The organism is Arthrobacter paludis (genome assembly GCF_056782315.1).
In genome coordinates this window covers 120,109-136,432 of sequence record NZ_JBXAEW010000001.1, presented here as the reverse complement: position 1 = coordinate 136,432, position 16,324 = coordinate 120,109, and the positions used below count along the sequence as shown (strand labels likewise).

The following is a 16,324-nucleotide window of genomic DNA, read 5'->3' as shown; positions in this document are numbered from 1 at the left end:
GTCAGCCGACAGCGTCCAGGAGCAGCATGAACACCCCCACCCCAGCCACCGAGTCCGTCCGCGCCTCCTACCGGGTCCGCGCCTCCGAACTGGTGGGCCGCAACTGGCTCAACACCGGCGGCAAGCAGGTCACCCTCGAGGACCTGCGCGGCAAGATCGTGGTCCTCGACTTCTGGACGTTCTGCTGCATCAACTGCCTCCACGTGCTGGACGAGCTGCGCCCGCTCGAGGAGAAGCACCGCGACAAGCTGGTGATCGTGGGCGTGCACTCGCCGAAGTTCGAGCACGAGGCGGACCCGGACGCCCTGGCCGCCGCCGTCGAGCGCTACGAGATCCACCACCCGGTCCTCGACGACCCGGAGCTGGACACGTGGCAGGCCTACTCCGCCCGCGCCTGGCCGACGCTCGTCGTCATCGACCCGGAGGGCTACATCGCCGCCCACCTGACGGGGGAGGGCCACGCCAACGGCCTCGGCATCCTCGTCGAGGAGCTCGTCGCCGAGCACGAGGCCAAGGGGACGCTGCACCGCGGCACCGGCCCCTACGTGCCGCCCCCGGCGCGCGAGGGCGACCTGCGTTTCCCCGGCAAGGTCGCGGCCCTGCCCAACGGCAACTTCCTGGTCGGCGACTCGGGCCACCACCGCCTCGTCGAGCTGGCCGGGGACCTGTCCACCGTCGTGCGCACCATCGGCGAGGGGACGAAGGGCCACGCCGACGGCGGCCCCGACGCGGCCCGCTTCAACGAGCCCCAGGGCCTGGCGCTGCTGCCCGCCGACGTGGCGGCCCGGGTGGGCTACGACGTCGTCGTCGCCGACACGGTCAACCACCGCCTGCGCGGCGTCTCCCTGGGCACCGGCGAGGTCGTCACGGTGGCCGGCAACGGGGTCCAGCGCCTGCTGGACGTCGAAACGGCCCGGGCCGCCGGGGACGCCGCGAACGACGCCGGGGCCTGGGTGTGGGACCTCGGCGCCGACCCGCTGAACACCTCCCTGTCCTCGCCGTGGGACGTGGTGTGGAGCGCGAAGGCCGGGCGCGTCGTCGTCGCCATGGCCGGCACGCACCAGATCTTCTCCTTCGACCCGGCCACCGGCGCGCTCGAGGTCTTCGCCGGCACCGGCCTGGAGGGGCTGACCGACGGCCCCGCCGGCGGGTCCTGGTTCGCCCAGTCGTCCGGCCTCGCCGTGGACGCCCGGGGCGACGTGTGGGTCGCCGACTCGGAGACCAGCGCGCTGCGCGTGCTGCGCCTCGGCGACGACGGCCGCGTGGACGCCGTCGCGTCCGCGATCGGGACCGGCCTGTTCGACTTCGGGTTCCGCGACGGCGAGGCCGGACAGGCCCGCCTGCAGCACCCGCTGGGCGTCGCCGCGCTGCCCGACGGCTCCGTCGCCGTGGCCGACACCTACAACGGGGCCGTGCGCCGCTACGACCCGGCCACGGGGACCGTCTCCACCCTGGCCCGCGGCCTGGCCGAGCCCTCCGACGTGCTGCTGGACGGCTCCGTCGACGGCGAGGCCGTGCTGCTGGTCGTGGAGACCAACCGCCACCAGCTCGTGCGGGTGCCCCTGCCGAAGGAGGCGCTGACCGTCGACGAGGGCGCCTCGCAGACCGCCCGCCCGCGCACGCCCGTCGCCGCCGGCCAGCACGCCCTCGAGGTCCGCTTCGCCGCGCCGAAGGGCCAGAAGCTGGACGACCGCTGGGGCGACCCGACGCAGCTGAAGATCTCCTCCTCGCCCGAGGAGCTGCTGCTCGAGGGCGCCGGCACGTCCGTGGGCCTGGCCCGCACGCTGGTGCTCAACCCCGACGTCGCCGAGGGCGTCCTGCACATCACCGCCCGGGCCGCGGCGTGCGACGGCGAGCCCGGCGGGGAGATCCCCGACCACGCCGCCTGCCACCTGTACCAGCAGGACTGGGGCATCCCGGTGGTCCTCGACGCCGGCGGCGAGACCGCGCTGACGCTCGACCTGCGCGGGCTGGACTAGGAGGCGCCGGCGGCCCGCGCCGCCCACCCCCCACCGATAGGCGGGGCTCCCCGAGGGGAGCCCCGCCTTTTTGCGTGCCCTCCCTCGGGCGTCACGGGCCCGTCATGTGACGCGGGCGCGGCCCGGGTGTGACGCCCGCGGGCCGCCCCGCCGGGACACGATCCGTCATGTGCGCCCGCGTGACGGCCGCCGCCGCCGGGAACTTGCCGCATCCCGGGCGGCGCGGTGACATGGACCCACCAGCCATCCAGAGCGGCCGAGAGATCTGGCTCGACGACGCCGCAGCAACCATCCGGGGCCCACGGTCCGGGAACGGTGCTACCGCCAGAAGCGATGGAGACACATCGTCGGCGCCCGGGCGGGCCCCGCGCCGATGCCGTGCACTCCCTCGCGATCCCGCGAGGAGGACGAATGACCACGACCACCGCGGCGGCCCCGCCGTCGCTTTCCTACGAGCTGTACCCGCCCCGGGCCGGCGTGGCGCCGGAGCGGATCCAGGCCACCGTCGAGGCCCTCGAGGCCACGCAGCCGGACTACGTGTCCGTCACCTGCAACGGTTCCCCGTCCAGGCGCCGCGCCTCGCTCGACTTCCTCAGGCACCTCATGCACGAGACCCGCCTGCGCCCGGTGGCGCACCTGACCTGCGTCGGGGAGACCACCCGGTCGCTGGACCGGACCGTCCGGGAGCTGCTCGGCCTGGGCGTGCGCGGAGTCCTGGCCCTGCGCGGGGACCTGCCCACCGACCCCGGGGTCGACCGGGGCGAGTTGCCGTTCGCCCGGTACCTCGTGGAGCTGATCCGCGACGTGGAGCAGCGGCACGGGGCCACGCTCGCCGGCGGACGCCTGTCCGTGGGCGTGGCCGCCTACCCGGACCACCACCCGGAGTCCCCGTCCTTCCAGCACGACCTCGAGGTGCTGCTCGCCAAGGAGCGGTCCGGCGCGGACTTCGCGATCACGCAGGTCTACTTCGAGCCGGACCGCTACGGACGCCTCGTCGCGGCCGCCCGCCGCGCCGGCGTCACCATCCCGATCGTGCCGGGGATCATCCCCTTCGACAGCGAGCGGCGGCTCGAGCGCCTGGCCCAGCTCACCGGCCTGGCCCCCGACCCGGCGCTGCTGCACCGGCTCGCGACGGCCTCGGACGACGGCGCACGCCGCCGCATCGGCGTCGACGCCGCCCTGCGGCTGGCCCGGGCGGCGTTCGACGACGGCGCCCCCGGCCTCCACCTGTACACGTTCAACGACCACCGCGGATCGCTCGACGTCGTCGAGGCCCTCGGACTCGCCGGCACGGCCCACCGGGCCGCCGGCGTCCCCGCCTGACCGGCGGACCGACCCACCACCACAACCACCACACCACCCAGGAGAGAACCATGACCGCCCAGCACCAGACCCCGGCCCCCGGCTTCCCGGCCGCCACCGTCCTCGGCTACCCGCGCATCGGCCGGACCCGCGAGCTCAAGCGCGCCCTGGAGGCCCACTGGGCCGGACGGCTCGACGCCGAGGGGCTCGACCGCGCCGACCGCGCCGTCCAGAACGCGACCGTGGAGCGGCTCGCCGAGCTCGGCCTGCGCACCGACGACTCCTCGATCCCGGCCGACTTCGCCCTCTACGACCAGGTCCTCGACGCCACGGCGGCGCTCGGCGCCCTGCCGGGCCGCTTCGCCGACCTCGCCGGGGAGGACGGGTCCGTCGACACGGCCGCGTACTTCACGCTCGCCCGCGGCGACGCCGAGCGGCCGCCGCTGGAGCTGACGAAGTGGTTCGACACGAACTACCACTACCTGGTGCCGGAGATCGGCCCCGAGACCCCGTTCGCGCCGCTGGCCCACCGGCTCGAGGCGATCGTCGCCCGCTTCCGGGGTCTCGGCGTCGCCCTGCGGCCGGTGCTCGTCGGCCCCGTCACCTACCTGCTGCTGTCCAAGCCGGAGGACGGCTCGCCGGACGGGTTCGACCCCCTGTCGCGGCTGGACGACGTGGTCGCCGCCTACCGGGGCATCCTCGCCCGCCTCGCCGAGGCCGGGGCCGACTGGGTGCAGTTGGACGAGCCGGGCCTGGCGACCGATCGGGGCGGCGCGCTGGCCGGCGAGGGCGGGCCGGTGGAACGCGCGTACCGCGCCCTCGCTGCGCCCGGCGACGGCGGGGCCCGCCCGGCCCTGTTCGTCACCACCGGCTACGGCACCGCGGGCGACCCCGCCGAGCCCGGGGCCGCGCTGGGGGTCCTCGCCCGGGCCGGCGTGGAGGCCGTGCACGCCGACCTGGTGCGCGGCGACGTCCCCACCGCCCGGCACCTGCGACTGCCCTCCGCTACCCGCCTCGTCGCCGGGATCGTCGACGGGCGCAACGTGTGGCGCAACGACCTGCGCGCTTCCCTGGAGGTGCTGGTTGGCCTGCGCGCGGCCGCTCCCGGAGGGGTCTCCGTGGCCACCTCCACGTCGCTGTTCCACGTGCCGCACGACGTCGCGGCCGAGCGGAACCTTCCGGAGCACCTCGCCGGGTGGCTGGCCTTCGCGGACCAGAAGGTCGCCGAGGTCCGCTCGCTCGCGACCGGCCTGGCCGCGGGCGGAGACGCCATCGCCGCCGCCGTCGCCGACTCCGACGCGGCCCGCGCCCACCGCGCCGACTTCGGCGGAGTGCGCGTGGACCGCGTCCGCCAGCGGCTCGCGGCGCTGACGGACGAGGACTTCCGCCGGGTGCCCGCCGACGAGCGGGCGGCCCTGCAGCAGGCCCGGCTCGGGCTTCCGCCCCTGCCCACCACGACGATCGGGTCCTTCCCGCAGACCGGGGAGGTCCGGAAGGCGCGCGCGGCGGTGCGCTCCGGGGCGATCGGCCAGGCGGAGTACGAGGAGTTCCTGCGCGCGGAGATCGGGCGCGTGGTCCGGCTCCAGGAGGAACTGGGCCTGGACGTCCTGGTCCACGGCGAGCCGGAGCGCAACGACATGGTCCAGTACTTCGCCGAGAACCTGGACGGCTTCGCCGCCACCGAGCACGGCTGGGTCCAGTCGTACGGGTCCCGCTGCACGCGCCCGTCCATCCTGTGGGGCGACGTCACGCGCCCGCGGGCATTCACCGTCCCGTGGATCCGCCATGCCCAGGCGCTGACCGAGCGGCCGCTGAAGGGCATGCTCACCGGACCCGTGACGATCCTCGCCTGGTCGTTCGTGCGCGACGACCAGCCCCTCGGGGAGACGGCCCAGCAGGTGGCCCTCGCGCTGCGGGACGAGATCGCCGACCTCGAGGCGGCCGGAACCGGGATCGTCCAGGTCGACGAGCCGGCCCTGCGGGAGCTGCTGCCGCTGCGCGGCACCGGCCACGCGGACTACCTGGAGTGGTCCGTCCGGGCGTTCCGGCTGGCCACGTCCGGCGTGCGCGCTGACACGCAGGTCCACACGCACCTGTGCTACTCGGAGTTCGGGGAGGTCATCTCCGCCATCGACGCCCTGGACGCGGACGTGACCAGCATCGAGGCCGCACGCTCGCGGATGGAGATCGTCGCCGACATCGCCGGGTTCGGGTACGGCCGCGGCATCGGCCCGGGCGTGTACGACATCCACTCCCCGCGCGTGCCGTCCACGGAGGAGGTCGAGGGCCTCATCCGGCAGGCGCTCGGCAGCGTCCCGGCGCACCGCCTGTGGGTCAACCCGGACTGCGGGCTGAAGACCCGCGGCTACGCCGAGACCGTGGACTCCCTGCGGAACGTCGTGGCCGCGGCCGCGCGCGTCCGGGACCGCGCCGCGGACCGGCGCCCCCTGGCCGGGACGGACGCCCGCGCCTGAGCAGTGGCGGGCGGCGGCACCCCGCCGCTGCCCGCCGCGTCCCGGCGGCTCTCGCCGTCCCAGCCGCCCGCCACCGCGCAGTACCCGCCGCCCGCCGCCCGGCGCCGGCCCCCGAACCCCCGCAGACGAGGAGCCCCTCATGACCGCCACCCAGCAGGCCCCCTGGCCGGGCGCCGCCCCGGCCACGGCCCAGGTCCACGCCGGCTACGCGCCGCAGGCCCCGCACTATCCCGCCGCCGCCCCGATCCACCAGACCGCGTCCTACGCCTTCCCGGACTACCGGACCGCCCGGGCGATGTTCGCCCTCGCGGAGCCGGGCTTCACGTACACCCGGACCGGCAACCCCACCACCGCCGTGTTCGAGCAGCGCCTGGCCGCGCTCGAGGGCGGGACCGGCGCCGTCGCCACGGCGACGGGCCAGGCCGCCGTCGCCGTCGCCCTCCTGGCCCTCCTCCAGGGCGGGAGGCACCTCGTCGCGTCCTCGCGCCTCTACGGGGGGACCGTGGACCTGCTGACGGACACGTTCGCCGACTTCGGGATCGAGACCGACTTCGTCGACCCCGCGGACCCTGCCGCCTGGGGCCGGGCCGTGCGCCCCACGACGCGCGCCTTCCTGGTCGAGTCGATCTCCAACCCCCTGGCCACGCTGGTGGACCTGCCGGCCCTGGCCGGCGTCGCCCAGGCGGCCGGGGTGCCCGTGGTCGTGGACAACACGCTGGCCACCCCGGCCCTGTACCGGCCGTTCGACCACGGGGCGGACATCGTCGTGCACTCGGCCACGAAATTCCTCGGCGGTCACGGGACGGTCCTGGCCGGGGCGCTGGTCGACGGCGGCACGTTCGACTTCGCCGCCGACCCGGGGAAGTGGCCGCAGCTGGCCCGGCCCAAGGCCCGCTACGGAGGGGCGACGCTGCTGGAGCGCCACGGCGCGGCCGCCTACCTGACGCTGGCCCGGAGCAAGTACCTCCACGACCTCGGCCCGGCGCTGGCCCCGGCCAGCGCCGCCGCCGTCGCGCAGGGGCTCGAGACGCTGGGGCTGCGGGTCGCGCGGCACACCGCCTCGGCGGAAGCCGTCGCCCGGCACCTGCAGCGGCACCCGGCCGTCGCGCGCGTGCACCATCCGGCCCTGGCTGGCCACCGGGACTCGGCCCTCGCGGCCCGGGACTTCCCCCGGGGGGCCGGGTCCGTCTTCTCCTTCGACCTCGACGCCGGACCCGGCGAGGTGGGCCCGTTCATCGACCGGCTCCGGCTGTTTCGGCTCGTCGCCAACGTCGGCGACACGCGCTCGCTCGTGGCGCACCCCGCCGCGATGACCCACTGCCGGCTGACTCCGGCGCAGCGCGCCGCGGCGGGCATCGCCGAGACCACCGTCCGGCTCTCCATCGGCCTCGAGGCGTTGGAAGACCTCGTGGCCGACCTGGACCGGGCCCTGGCCCCGCTGGCGGGGCGCGCCACGCGCCGGGGCGGCCCGGAGGCGGCGGCGCCGTCGCCGCCTCCCCGGGCGGCGGCCGCGGCCGGAAGGGGGGCCTGAGGTGGCCGCGGCGCGGGGGCCGGCGCGGCTCGGGTTCAACACGGCGGCCATCCACGCCGGGCAGGAGCCCGACCCGCTGACCGGGGCGGTGGTGCCGCCGATCTACCAGACCAGCACGTTCGTCCAGGACGGGATCAACGTCCTGCGCGCCGGCCACGAGTACAGCCGCGGGTCGAACCCGACGCGCGATGGGTTCCAGACCCAGCTCGCGGCCCTGGAGGGCGGGGCGGCGTGCTTCGCGTTCGCGTCCGGGATCGCGGCCGAGGACGCGCTCCTGCGGGCCGTCCTGCGCCCCGGCGACCACATCGTCCTCGGCGGCGACGGGTACGGGGGGACGAACCGGCTGGTGGCCCAGGTCCTGGCCCCGTGGGGCATCGAGCACACCGCCGTCGACATCACCGACGCGGAGGCGGTCGCCGCCGCCGTCGTGCCGGGACGGACGGCCCTGCTGTGGGTCGAGACCCCGTCCAACCCGCTGCTGGCCGTCGCCGACCTGGCCGCGTGGGCGCTCGTGGCGCGCGACGCGCGGGCCCTGCTGGTCGTCGACAACACGTTCGCGTCCCCGTACCTGCAGCGCCCGCTCGAATGGGGCGCCGACGCCGTCGTGCACTCCACCACCAAGTACATCGGCGGGCACTCGGACGTGCTCGGCGGCGCCGTCGTGGTCGCGGACCGGCCGTTCCGGGGCCGGACGCTCGCCGAGGCCGTCGGGTTCCAGCAGTTCGCGGCGGGGGCCGTCGCCGGGCCGCAGGACTCCTACCTGGCGGCGAGGGGCCTGAAGACCCTGGGGCTGCGCATGGAGCGGCACGGGGCCAACGCGCACGAACTGGCGGTGTGGCTCCAGGGGCACCCCGCCGTGGCCGAGGTCCTCTACCCGGGGCTGCCCGGCCACCCCGGCCACGCCCTCGCCGCGCGGCAGATGGACGGCTTCGGGGGCATCGTCTCCGTGCGGCTCGCCGGCGGGGAGCGCGCCGCCCGGGCCTTCGCGGAGTCCACCCGGCTCTTCGCCCTCTCCGTCAGCCTGGGCGGGGTCGAGTCGCTCGTGTGCTACTGCTCGGAGATGACGCACGCCTCGGTCCGCGGCACGGACCTGGCGGTGCCCACCGACCTCGTCCGGCTCTCGGTGGGCGTCGAGGACGTCGCCGACCTGCGGGAGGACCTGGACCGGGCCCTGGGCGGCCTGCGGGGCGCCGCGGGCGCCGTGGCGGCGGGCGCCGTGGCCGCGGGCGGCCCGGCGCCGGCCCCGTAGCCACCCCGGGCGGGGCGCACCCATGGCGCCCCGCCCGGGGCCGGGGATATGGTTGGTGTCGTCAAGCAACTATCTTCGGGGGTGACGCGCTGAGCAGCATGTTCGCCGCGCTGCGGGTCCCCAACTACCGGCTCTGGGTCTCGGGGGCCCTCGTGTCCAACATCGGCACGTGGATGCAGCGCGTCGCCCAGGACTGGCTCGTGCTCACCGTCCTCACGGACAACTCCGGCACGGCCACCGGCATCACGACCGGACTGCAGTTCCTGCCCATCCTGCTCATCGGCCCCTACGCGGGGCTCGTCGCGGACCGGCACCACAAGCGGCACCTGCTCATGCTCACGCAGGCGGCCATGGGCCTGTGCGCCCTCGCGCTGGGGGTCCTCGTCCTGCTGGACGCCGCCGAGCTGTGGCACGTGTACGGGCTGGCGCTGGCGCTCGGCGTCGCCAGCGCGTTCGACGCCCCCGCGAGGCAGGCCTTCGTCTCGGAGGTCGTCGGCGGCCCGGACCTGCCCAACGCGGTCGCGCTCAACAGCGCCTCCTTCAACCTGGCCCGCCTCGTCGGCCCGGGCGTCGCCGGGCTGCTCATCGCCTGGATCGGTACGGCCCCGGCCTTCCTGGTCAACGCGGCCAGCTTCGCCGCCGTGATCGTGGCCATCGCCCGCATGGACCCCGCGACGCTGCACACGCCCGAGCGCATGGCCCGCGGCAAGCACCAGATCCGCGACGGGCTGCGCTACGTGCGCGGCCGGCCGGACCTCGTGATGATCCTCGCCCTGGCCGCCCTCGTGGGCACCTTCGGGCTGAACTTCCAGCTGACCAACGCGATGATGGCCACGGAGCTCGACGCCGGGCCGGACGGCTACGGGCTGCTCGGCTCCGTGATGGCCGTGGGCACGCTCGCCGGCGCGCTGCTGGCCGCCCGGCGCTCCCGGTTCCGGCTGCGCTACCTGGTGGGCGGGGCCATCGGGTTCGGGGCGGCCTCCGTGGCCTCCAGCGCCATGCCGGTCTTCTGGGCCTACGCGCTCTCCCTGGTCGCCGTCGGGCTGGGGGCGCTGACCTTCCTCAACAGCTGCAACACGTCGATCCAGCTGTCCGTGGACCCGCGGTACCGGGGCCGGGTCCTGGCCCTCTACATGGCCGTGATCCAGGGCGGCACCCCGATCGGGGCGCCGCTGATCGGCTGGCTGGGCACCGAGTTCGGCGTGCGCTGGGCCCTGGCCTTCGGCGGCGTCGTGTCGCTCGCGGCCGGCCTGTGGGCCCTGGGCGCGATCCGGTCGGGCAGGGTCAGTCTGCCGCCACGGGAGTCACGGACAGGGACGTCGGACCCGCGTCCAGCCGGGCCGTGAACCCGAACGTGTCCTCGACCGTCTTCTCCTCGAACGCGCCGGTCATCAGGTCCTGCTCGACCAGGTGGATGCTCGCGCTGGCCTCCAAGGGGGCGATGCGCCACCGGCCCCCCTCGGGGACCACCTCGACCTCGGGGTACTCCTCGATGTCCCAGTCGATCGTCCCGGCGTCCACGCGTGCCGTGGTCGAGTAGGTGAGCGGGCAGGCCGCCGGCTTGAGGACCTGCTGCCGCGCGCAGTCGTCGAGGTAGGCGCGGATCCGACGCTCGACGTCGTCCTTGAGCTCCGCCGTCGGTCGCGTGACCAGCTCGACGGGCTCCGCGGCGGCCGCCGGGGAATCGACGACGACCCGCTTGGCGGGCGCCTCGAAGTACTTGGATGAGTAGGACGCCTCGACGACCGTGCCGGGGAAGGCCGGGATCCGCTGGGAGCCCGACGCCAGCGGCGAGGGGCGGCCGTTGACGGCGATCTCGTTCGTGGTGTCCGCGTGGACCGTGACCACGGGCAGCTCCGACTCCGCGAACGCCCAGCGGTCGAAGAACAGCCACTCGGTGCCCGCGTGCCGGAGCCGGAACGCGGTGCTGTGGCTGCGCCCGTCGACCGTGTACCGGGCCGTGACCTCCACCTCGTCGTCCGTGAGGGGCTCGGCGGGAAGGACCTCCAGGCCGCGGACCGGCGCCGCCGCGGCGGCCAGGCCGGCACCGTCCAGGACCAGCCCGTTGCCCGCCGGCGCCTCGGCCCGGAGCAGGCCCAGGGCCCGGCCGCCCTCTCCCGCGCGCAGCAGGGAGAAGTACCGGCGCACCTGCTCCTCGGGCCCGAAGACCCGCTGGTTGACGAGGGCGATGGTGACCACCGCCGCCGTGGCAGCCACCATCAACACGGCCAGCCACAGGGCGAGGACCTTGAGGGGGAGGGAACCGCGCTGCACGCCCCCTACGTTACCGGCAGCGGGGGACCGCGACCGGCAGGGTGCGGCGTGCGGGGCCCGCTACCGGCGGCGGCGGCGCGTGCCGAACAGGCCGCGCAGCAGCTCCTTTCCCAGCACCCCGGCGACCTGGGTCGCGGCCTCCACCCACGGGTTCTCGCCGCGGCTGGGCGGACGGCCGCCGGCGCGGGACCGGCCGGCCCCGCCCCGGGACCGTCCGCTGGCCCCCGTCGGGACGGGCCGGCCGCGCCCGCGGGCCCCGCCGTCGTCCCCGCCCTGCCCCGTCGCGCCGCCGCGGGCGCCGACGGCGGCGAGCTTCTCGTGCGCGCTCTCGCGGTCGACGGCGGTGCCGTATTCGGCGAGCAGTTCCGACGCCGCGACGGCCGACTCGGCGGTCCCGGCCGGCGCGGGGCCGATGGCCGAGCGCGGCGGCGCGAGCCGCGTCCAGGCGACGGGAGTGGGCGCGCCGCGGTCGTCGACGAGGGTGACGATGGCCTCGCCGATGCCGGCGGACGTGAGGGCCTGCGCGAGGTCGTAGCCGCTCGTGGGGAACGTGGACACGGTCGCCTTGAGGGCCTTCGCGTCCTGCGGCGTGAAGACCCGCAGGGCGTGCTGGATGCGGTTGCCGAGCTGTCCGAGGACCTCCGCGGGCAGGTCCTGCGGGTTCTGGGTGACGAAGTACACCCCGACGCCCTTGGAGCGGATGAGGCGGACCGTCGTGGTGATCGAGTCGAGAAACGCGTCCGAGGCGTCCTCGAAGAGGAGGTGGGCCTCGTCCAGGAAGAACACGAGCTCGGGGCGGTCCGCGTCCCCGACCTCCGGGAGTTCCTCGAACAGGTCCGCGAGGAGCCAGATGAGGAACGTGGAGAACAGCAGCGGCTGGCGCAGGAGGGTCGGCAACTCGAGGCAGCTCACGACGCCCCGGCCGTCCGGGGCCCGGCGCAGCAGCTCCGCGGTGTCGAACTCGGGTTCGCCGAAGAACGCCTCCAGGCCCTGGGCCTGCAGGCCGACCAGCTCGCGCAGGATGACGCCCGCGGTCGCGGGGGAGAACCCGCCCAGCCCCTCCAGGTCGGAGGAGCCCGCGTCGCTGGACAGGTGCGCGACGACGGCCCGCAGGTCCTTGAGGTCCACGAGCTCGAGGCCCTGGCGGTCGGCGTAGTGGAAGACGAGCTGCAGGCTGGACTCCTGCGTCTCGTTCAGCCCCATAATGCGGGCCAGCAGCACGGGGCCGAAGGACGTCACCGTGGCCCGGACGGGGACGCCCGTCCCGTCGTGATCCGCCCGGACGCCGTGCCGGGCGTGGACAGGCCGGTCAGGTCGCCCTTGATGTCCGTGAGGAAGACCGGCACGCCGTGGTCGGAGAGCTGCTCGGCGAGGACCTGCAGCGTGACCGTCTTCCCCGTGCCGGTCGCCCCGGCCACGAGGCCGTGCCGGTTGGCCATCCGCAGGGGGAGGCGGACGGGCGCATCCGCGTGGACCGCGCCGCCGGCGAGGGCGGCACCGAGGTGGAGGGCCTCGCCGTCGACCGCGTAGCCGGCGCGGATGGCCTCGAGCTGTTCGGTTTCGTTGGTCGCCATGGCGTGAGCCTAGCCGCGGCCGCGCGCCCGCGACAGGCCCCTCCCGCCGGCTACGGCAGCAGCAGCGGCACCGCCATCATGGCCGGGATCGCCACCACGGTGGTGATCAGGACCGTGTCCTTCGCGGTCACCAGCCCCTCGTCGTACCGGGAAGCGGTCACGAAGACGTTCTGTGCCGTGGGGAGCGCGGCCATCACGACGGCGGCGAACAGCCCGTCCCCCTCGAGGCCGAAGCCCAGCCGGGCGATCGCCCAGGCGAGCAGCGGGTGCGCGACGAGCTTCAGGCCGGAGGCCACGAGCGTGTCCGCGCGGCGGGCCGAGGACCGGCGCAGCGGGCGGGACCCCACCAGCGAGATGCCGAAGGCGATGAGCATCGCCGGGATGGACGCCCCGGCGATGATCGTGATCGGCTCCCAGAGCTGCCGCGGGACCCCCACGCCGGACAGGGCGACGGCCAGCCCGAGCATCGAGCCGACGATCATCGGGTTCCGGACGGTGGCCAGGAGCAGGGCGGCGGGCGTGGTGCGGCGCCCGGCGGTCGCCGTGTCCAGCAGCGCCAGGAAGACGGGGCTGAGCAGGGCGAGCTGGAACAGGATGATCGGGGCCGCCTGGCTGATGTCCCCGAGCACGTACGCGGCGATCGGCAGGCCGAGGTTCGCGGAGTTCACGGTGGCGGCGCTCATGGAGCCGATGAGCAGTTCCGAGCGGGAGCGGCGCAGCCACCAGCGGGTCGCGGCGACATAGAGCACGGCGATGCCGAACGCGCTGAGGGCGGCGACGGCGAGCAGGGGACCCAGCACCGTCGAGGGGTCCGACTCGGCGAGGGTCGTGAAGAGCAGCGCGGGGCTGGCGACGAAGAACGTCAGGCGGTTGAGGACGATGCGTGCGTCGTCGCCCAACACCCCGGTGCGGCCGACCAGGTAGCCGACGGCGATGACCGTCCAGACGACCGCGAACCCGGAGAGGACTCCCCCCAACGGCTAGCGTTCGGCGGGCGTGCCGGCGAGTGCGTGGGGCGGGCGCTCGATGTTGGGCAGCACGGCCTCGGACGGGTCCGAGCCGAGGGCGACGATGCGGTTCGAGGCGTCGACGTGGACGACCGCGGGCACGTACTCGCGGGCCTCGGCCGTTTCCATCTCCGCGTAGCTGATGAGGATCACCGTGTCGCCCGGGTGCACCAGGTGTGCCGCGGCGCCGTTGATCCCGATCTCGCGGCTGCCCCGCTCGCCGGCGATCGTGTAGGTCTCGAGGCGGGCGCCGTTGGTGACGTCCACGATGCTCACGAGCTCGCCGGGGAGGATGTCGGCGGCCTCGAGCAGGTCGAGGTCGACGGTGACGGAGCCGACGTAGTGGAGGTCGGCGTGCGTGACGGTGGCCCGGTGGATCTTGGACTTGAACATGGTGCGTTTCATGGCGGGGTCCAGTCTACGCCCACCCGGCGGGGGCGCCGAGTGAACTTGGGCATAAAGAGAGCGGGCGACGGGAATCGAACCCGCGTGTCCAGCTTGGGAAGCTGGCGCTCTACCATTGAGCTACGCCCGCGATGTGCCCGCCGTCCGTTCGTACCGCGGGCGCGACTCAGCATATCCCACACCGGGCCCGTCCGCGCAATCGGGTCCCGTGGCGCGTGTCGGGCGGCCGGTCACGGGCCGGCGGGGTGCGCCGCGGCCCGCCGGTGGCCGAGGAGCGCCGGCTCCACCCAGCGTGCGGCGATCGGCCCGAGCACGGCCAGCAGCATGACGTACGCGCTCGCGAGCGCGGCCAGGCCGTCGGGCGCGGCGCCGGAGGCCACCGCCAGGCCGGCGATGACGATGGAGAACTCGCCGCGGGCGATCAGGGCGGCGCCGGCGCGCAGCTGGCCGGGGCGGGCGATGCCCGCCTGGCGGGCCGCCCACGCGCCCGTGGCCATCTTCGTGGCGGACGTCAGCACGGCGAGGACGACGGCGGGGACCAGCACGGGCGGGATCGCGCCCGGGTCGGTGTTGATGCCGAACAGGACGAAGAACAGGGCCGCGAAGAGGTCGCGCAACGGCTCGAGGACCTTCTGGGCCGTGTTCGCCGTGGCCCCGGAGATCGCGATGCCCAGCAGGAACGCCCCCACCGCGGCGGAGACCTGCAGGGCGGCCGCGAGCCCGGCGACGAGCAGCGCCGCCCCGATGATGTTCAGCAGCAGGTTCTCCCGGTCCGTGGAGTGGAGCAGGCGCGAGATCGACGGCCCGAACCGCAGCGCGAGGAGCAGGACCACGGTCACGGCCAGCAGGGCGATGCCGACCGCCCGCAGTCCGCCCCAGAAGCTGGCCCCGGCGAGGACCGCGGTGAGGATCGGCAGGTACACCGCCATCGCGAGGTCCTCGAGTACCAGCACGGACAGGACGACTGGGGTCTCGCGGTTGCCGAGCCGGCCCAGGTCGGAGAGCACCTTCGCGACGATGCCGGACGAGGAGATGTAGGTGACCCCGGCCAGGACGAATGCCCCGGTGGGACCCCAGCCGAGCAGGAGGGCCAGGGCCGCGCCGGGCAGGGCGTTGAGGACGACGTCGAGGGCGCCGGCCATCCAGGAGCCGCGCAGCCCCGCGACCAACTCGGACGCCGTGTACTCCAGGCCCAGCATCAGCAGCAGCAGGACGACGCCGAGTTCGCTGGCGACCTCGCCGAACTCCTGGAGCCCGGTCACGGGGACGAGCCCGCCGTGGCCGACCGCGAGGCCGCCGAGCAGGTAGAGGGGGACGGGGGACATGCCGGCCCGCGCGGCCAGCCGGCCCAGCACGCCGAGGCCCAGGAACAACGCGCCGAGCTCGACGAGCACGAGCGTGGTCCCGGACACCGTGGCCTCCTAGACGCCGCCGAGCAGGCGCGCGGCGCGCTCGAGGGCGTCCGACGTGCCGACGACGATCAGCACGTCGCCCGCGGCCAGCCCGAAGTCGGGGACGGGGGAGGCCAGCACCTGCCCGGCCCGCACGACCGCGACCACGGAGACGCCGGTGCGGGTGCGCAGCCGCGTGGCGCCGAGCGTCGCCCCCGCATACGGGGAATCCTCCCCGAGCACGACCTGCTGGGTCTCGATGCCGGGCAGCTCGCTGTGCTGCTGCCCCAGTTGGGCCACCAGTTGCGGGGCCCCGAGCAGCGCCCCGAGCGCGGCGGCCTCCTCCATGCCCAGGGGCACGGAGGCCAGGACGGCGTCCGGGTCCTCGCGCTCGGAGACGATCAGCTCCAGGCCGCCGTCGCGGTGGATGACCACGCCGACGCGCCGGCCGCTCGCGAGGGTGAGTTCCCGCCGGACGCCGATGCCCGGCAGCGGGGTCTCCTCAAGATCCATGGGAACACTGTAGACCCGCGGGCTTCCCGGGGCGGTGGGCGTCGGGAAGCCCGCGGGGTCGGTTCCGGGCCGCGCGTCAGGAGGCGGGGCCGGCCCCGCCGCCTGCCCCGCCGGCGCCCGGCCCGAAGTCGCGGCGGATCGCCTCGACGCCGTCGCTGCCGATCTCGAAGCCGATGGCGTGGCCGGGGTTGATGACGATGCCCGCGCCCGTGAGGTGCTCCACCACGGAGGCGCCGGCGACGCGGACCGCGTACGGCGCCTCGTCGACGTACGTCTCGGGGACGCGGGAGAGGTGGGTGAAGAGCGCGACGACGGGGTCGCCGTCCTTGTTCTGCAGCACGAGCGGCTGGACGTTCCCGGACTCCGGGGTGACCTCCTCGCGGCTGAGGAAGAACAGCTCGGCGGACAGGAACGCGCCAATGACCTCCCCGGCGCGCGACTGGTCCTGCTGGCCGGAGAGCAGGACGCTCTCGAAATGGGTCTGCGGGGCGTCCGGGTCCGGGGCGGCGCCGCCGTCGTCCCCGGCCGGGCTCGTCGGTGCGTTGGGCTGGGTGTTCTCCTCGCTCATGTCCCCACCCGACCACGCGCGCCCGGGATGCGCAAGGCGGCCGCCGTCACGCGGGGG

Annotated in this window: 12 protein-coding genes, 1 tRNA gene, 1 pseudogene and 1 riboswitch; of the genes and pseudogenes, 6 read left to right on the top strand and 8 right to left on the bottom strand. The window is 75.2% G+C overall.

Translation table 11 applies throughout. The features are described 5' to 3' along the window. Positions 1-26: 26 nt before the first annotated feature. From AC1Q5D_RS00695 to AC1Q5D_RS00670, 6 genes are all read left to right on the top strand, one after another. The gene (locus tag AC1Q5D_RS00695) at positions 27-1,979 is read left to right on the top strand and encodes an NHL domain-containing thioredoxin family protein (RefSeq protein ID WP_481736630.1); all 1,953 of its coding nucleotides are present in this window, start codon (positions 27-29) and stop codon (positions 1,977-1,979) included. A gap of 240 nt (positions 1,980-2,219) precedes the next feature. Next, positions 2,220-2,319, top strand: a riboswitch (SAM riboswitch). 71 nt (positions 2,320-2,390) lie between these two features. After that, positions 2,391-3,302: a methylenetetrahydrofolate reductase gene (locus AC1Q5D_RS00690; RefSeq protein ID WP_481736629.1), complete on the top strand. Its 912-nt coding sequence runs from the start codon at positions 2,391-2,393 to the stop codon at positions 3,300-3,302. A gap of 50 nt (positions 3,303-3,352) precedes the next feature. After that, positions 3,353-5,755, top strand: a complete 2,403-nt coding sequence (gene metE, locus AC1Q5D_RS00685) for a 5-methyltetrahydropteroyltriglutamate--homocysteine S-methyltransferase (protein WP_481736628.1) — start codon at positions 3,353-3,355, stop codon at positions 5,753-5,755. A gap of 139 nt (positions 5,756-5,894) precedes the next feature. Continuing rightward, a complete protein-coding gene (locus AC1Q5D_RS00680; RefSeq protein ID WP_481736627.1) occupies positions 5,895-7,286 on the top strand; it encodes an O-acetylhomoserine aminocarboxypropyltransferase/cysteine synthase family protein in 1,392 nt (463 codons plus the stop codon). Position 7,287: 1 nt separating this feature from the next. Beyond that, entirely contained in the window at positions 7,288-8,535 is a 1,248-nt protein-coding gene (locus tag AC1Q5D_RS00675) for a cystathionine gamma-synthase (protein WP_481736626.1), read from the top strand. A 98-nt stretch (positions 8,536-8,633) separates the two neighbouring features. After that, entirely contained in the window at positions 8,634-9,881 is a 1,248-nt protein-coding gene (locus tag AC1Q5D_RS00670; protein ID WP_481736625.1) for an MFS transporter, read from the top strand. Here AC1Q5D_RS00670 and AC1Q5D_RS00665 read toward each other — a convergent pair. The 8 genes and pseudogenes from AC1Q5D_RS00665 to AC1Q5D_RS00630 form a co-directional block, all read right to left on the bottom strand. Beyond that, positions 9,820-10,809 carry a hypothetical protein gene (locus AC1Q5D_RS00665; protein ID WP_481736624.1) on the bottom strand — a complete coding sequence of 330 codons (990 nt, stop codon included), beginning with the start codon at positions 10,807-10,809 and terminating at the stop codon, positions 9,820-9,822. The two genes, AC1Q5D_RS00670 and AC1Q5D_RS00665, sit on opposite strands and share 62 nt — an antisense overlap. A gap of 60 nt (positions 10,810-10,869) precedes the next feature. Continuing rightward, positions 10,870-12,383: pseudogene (locus AC1Q5D_RS00660) on the bottom strand (helicase HerA-like domain-containing protein). Between the two features lie 50 nt (positions 12,384-12,433). Continuing rightward, positions 12,434-13,360 carry an AEC family transporter gene (locus AC1Q5D_RS00655; RefSeq protein ID WP_481736623.1) on the bottom strand — a complete coding sequence of 309 codons (927 nt, stop codon included), beginning with the start codon at positions 13,358-13,360 and terminating at the stop codon, positions 12,434-12,436. Positions 13,361-13,363: 3 nt separating this feature from the next. After that, positions 13,364-13,795 (bottom strand): aspartate 1-decarboxylase, encoded by a 432-nt coding sequence (gene panD, locus AC1Q5D_RS00650; RefSeq protein ID WP_481736622.1) that lies wholly within the window; start codon positions 13,793-13,795, stop codon positions 13,364-13,366. Between the two features lie 59 nt (positions 13,796-13,854). After that, positions 13,855-13,925 (bottom strand) — tRNA-Gly (locus AC1Q5D_RS00645). Between the two features lie 100 nt (positions 13,926-14,025). After that, positions 14,026-15,207 carry a cation:proton antiporter gene (locus AC1Q5D_RS00640; protein WP_481736621.1) on the bottom strand — a complete coding sequence of 394 codons (1,182 nt, stop codon included), beginning with the start codon at positions 15,205-15,207 and terminating at the stop codon, positions 14,026-14,028. Between the two features lie 9 nt (positions 15,208-15,216). Further along, on the bottom strand, positions 15,217-15,699 hold the full coding sequence (locus AC1Q5D_RS00635) for a cation:proton antiporter regulatory subunit (RefSeq protein ID WP_481736620.1): 483 nt from the start codon (positions 15,697-15,699) through the stop codon (positions 15,217-15,219). A gap of 76 nt (positions 15,700-15,775) precedes the next feature. Next, entirely contained in the window at positions 15,776-16,267 is a 492-nt protein-coding gene (locus AC1Q5D_RS00630) for an SseB family protein (RefSeq protein WP_481736619.1), read from the bottom strand. Positions 16,268-16,324 lie beyond the last annotated feature (57 nt).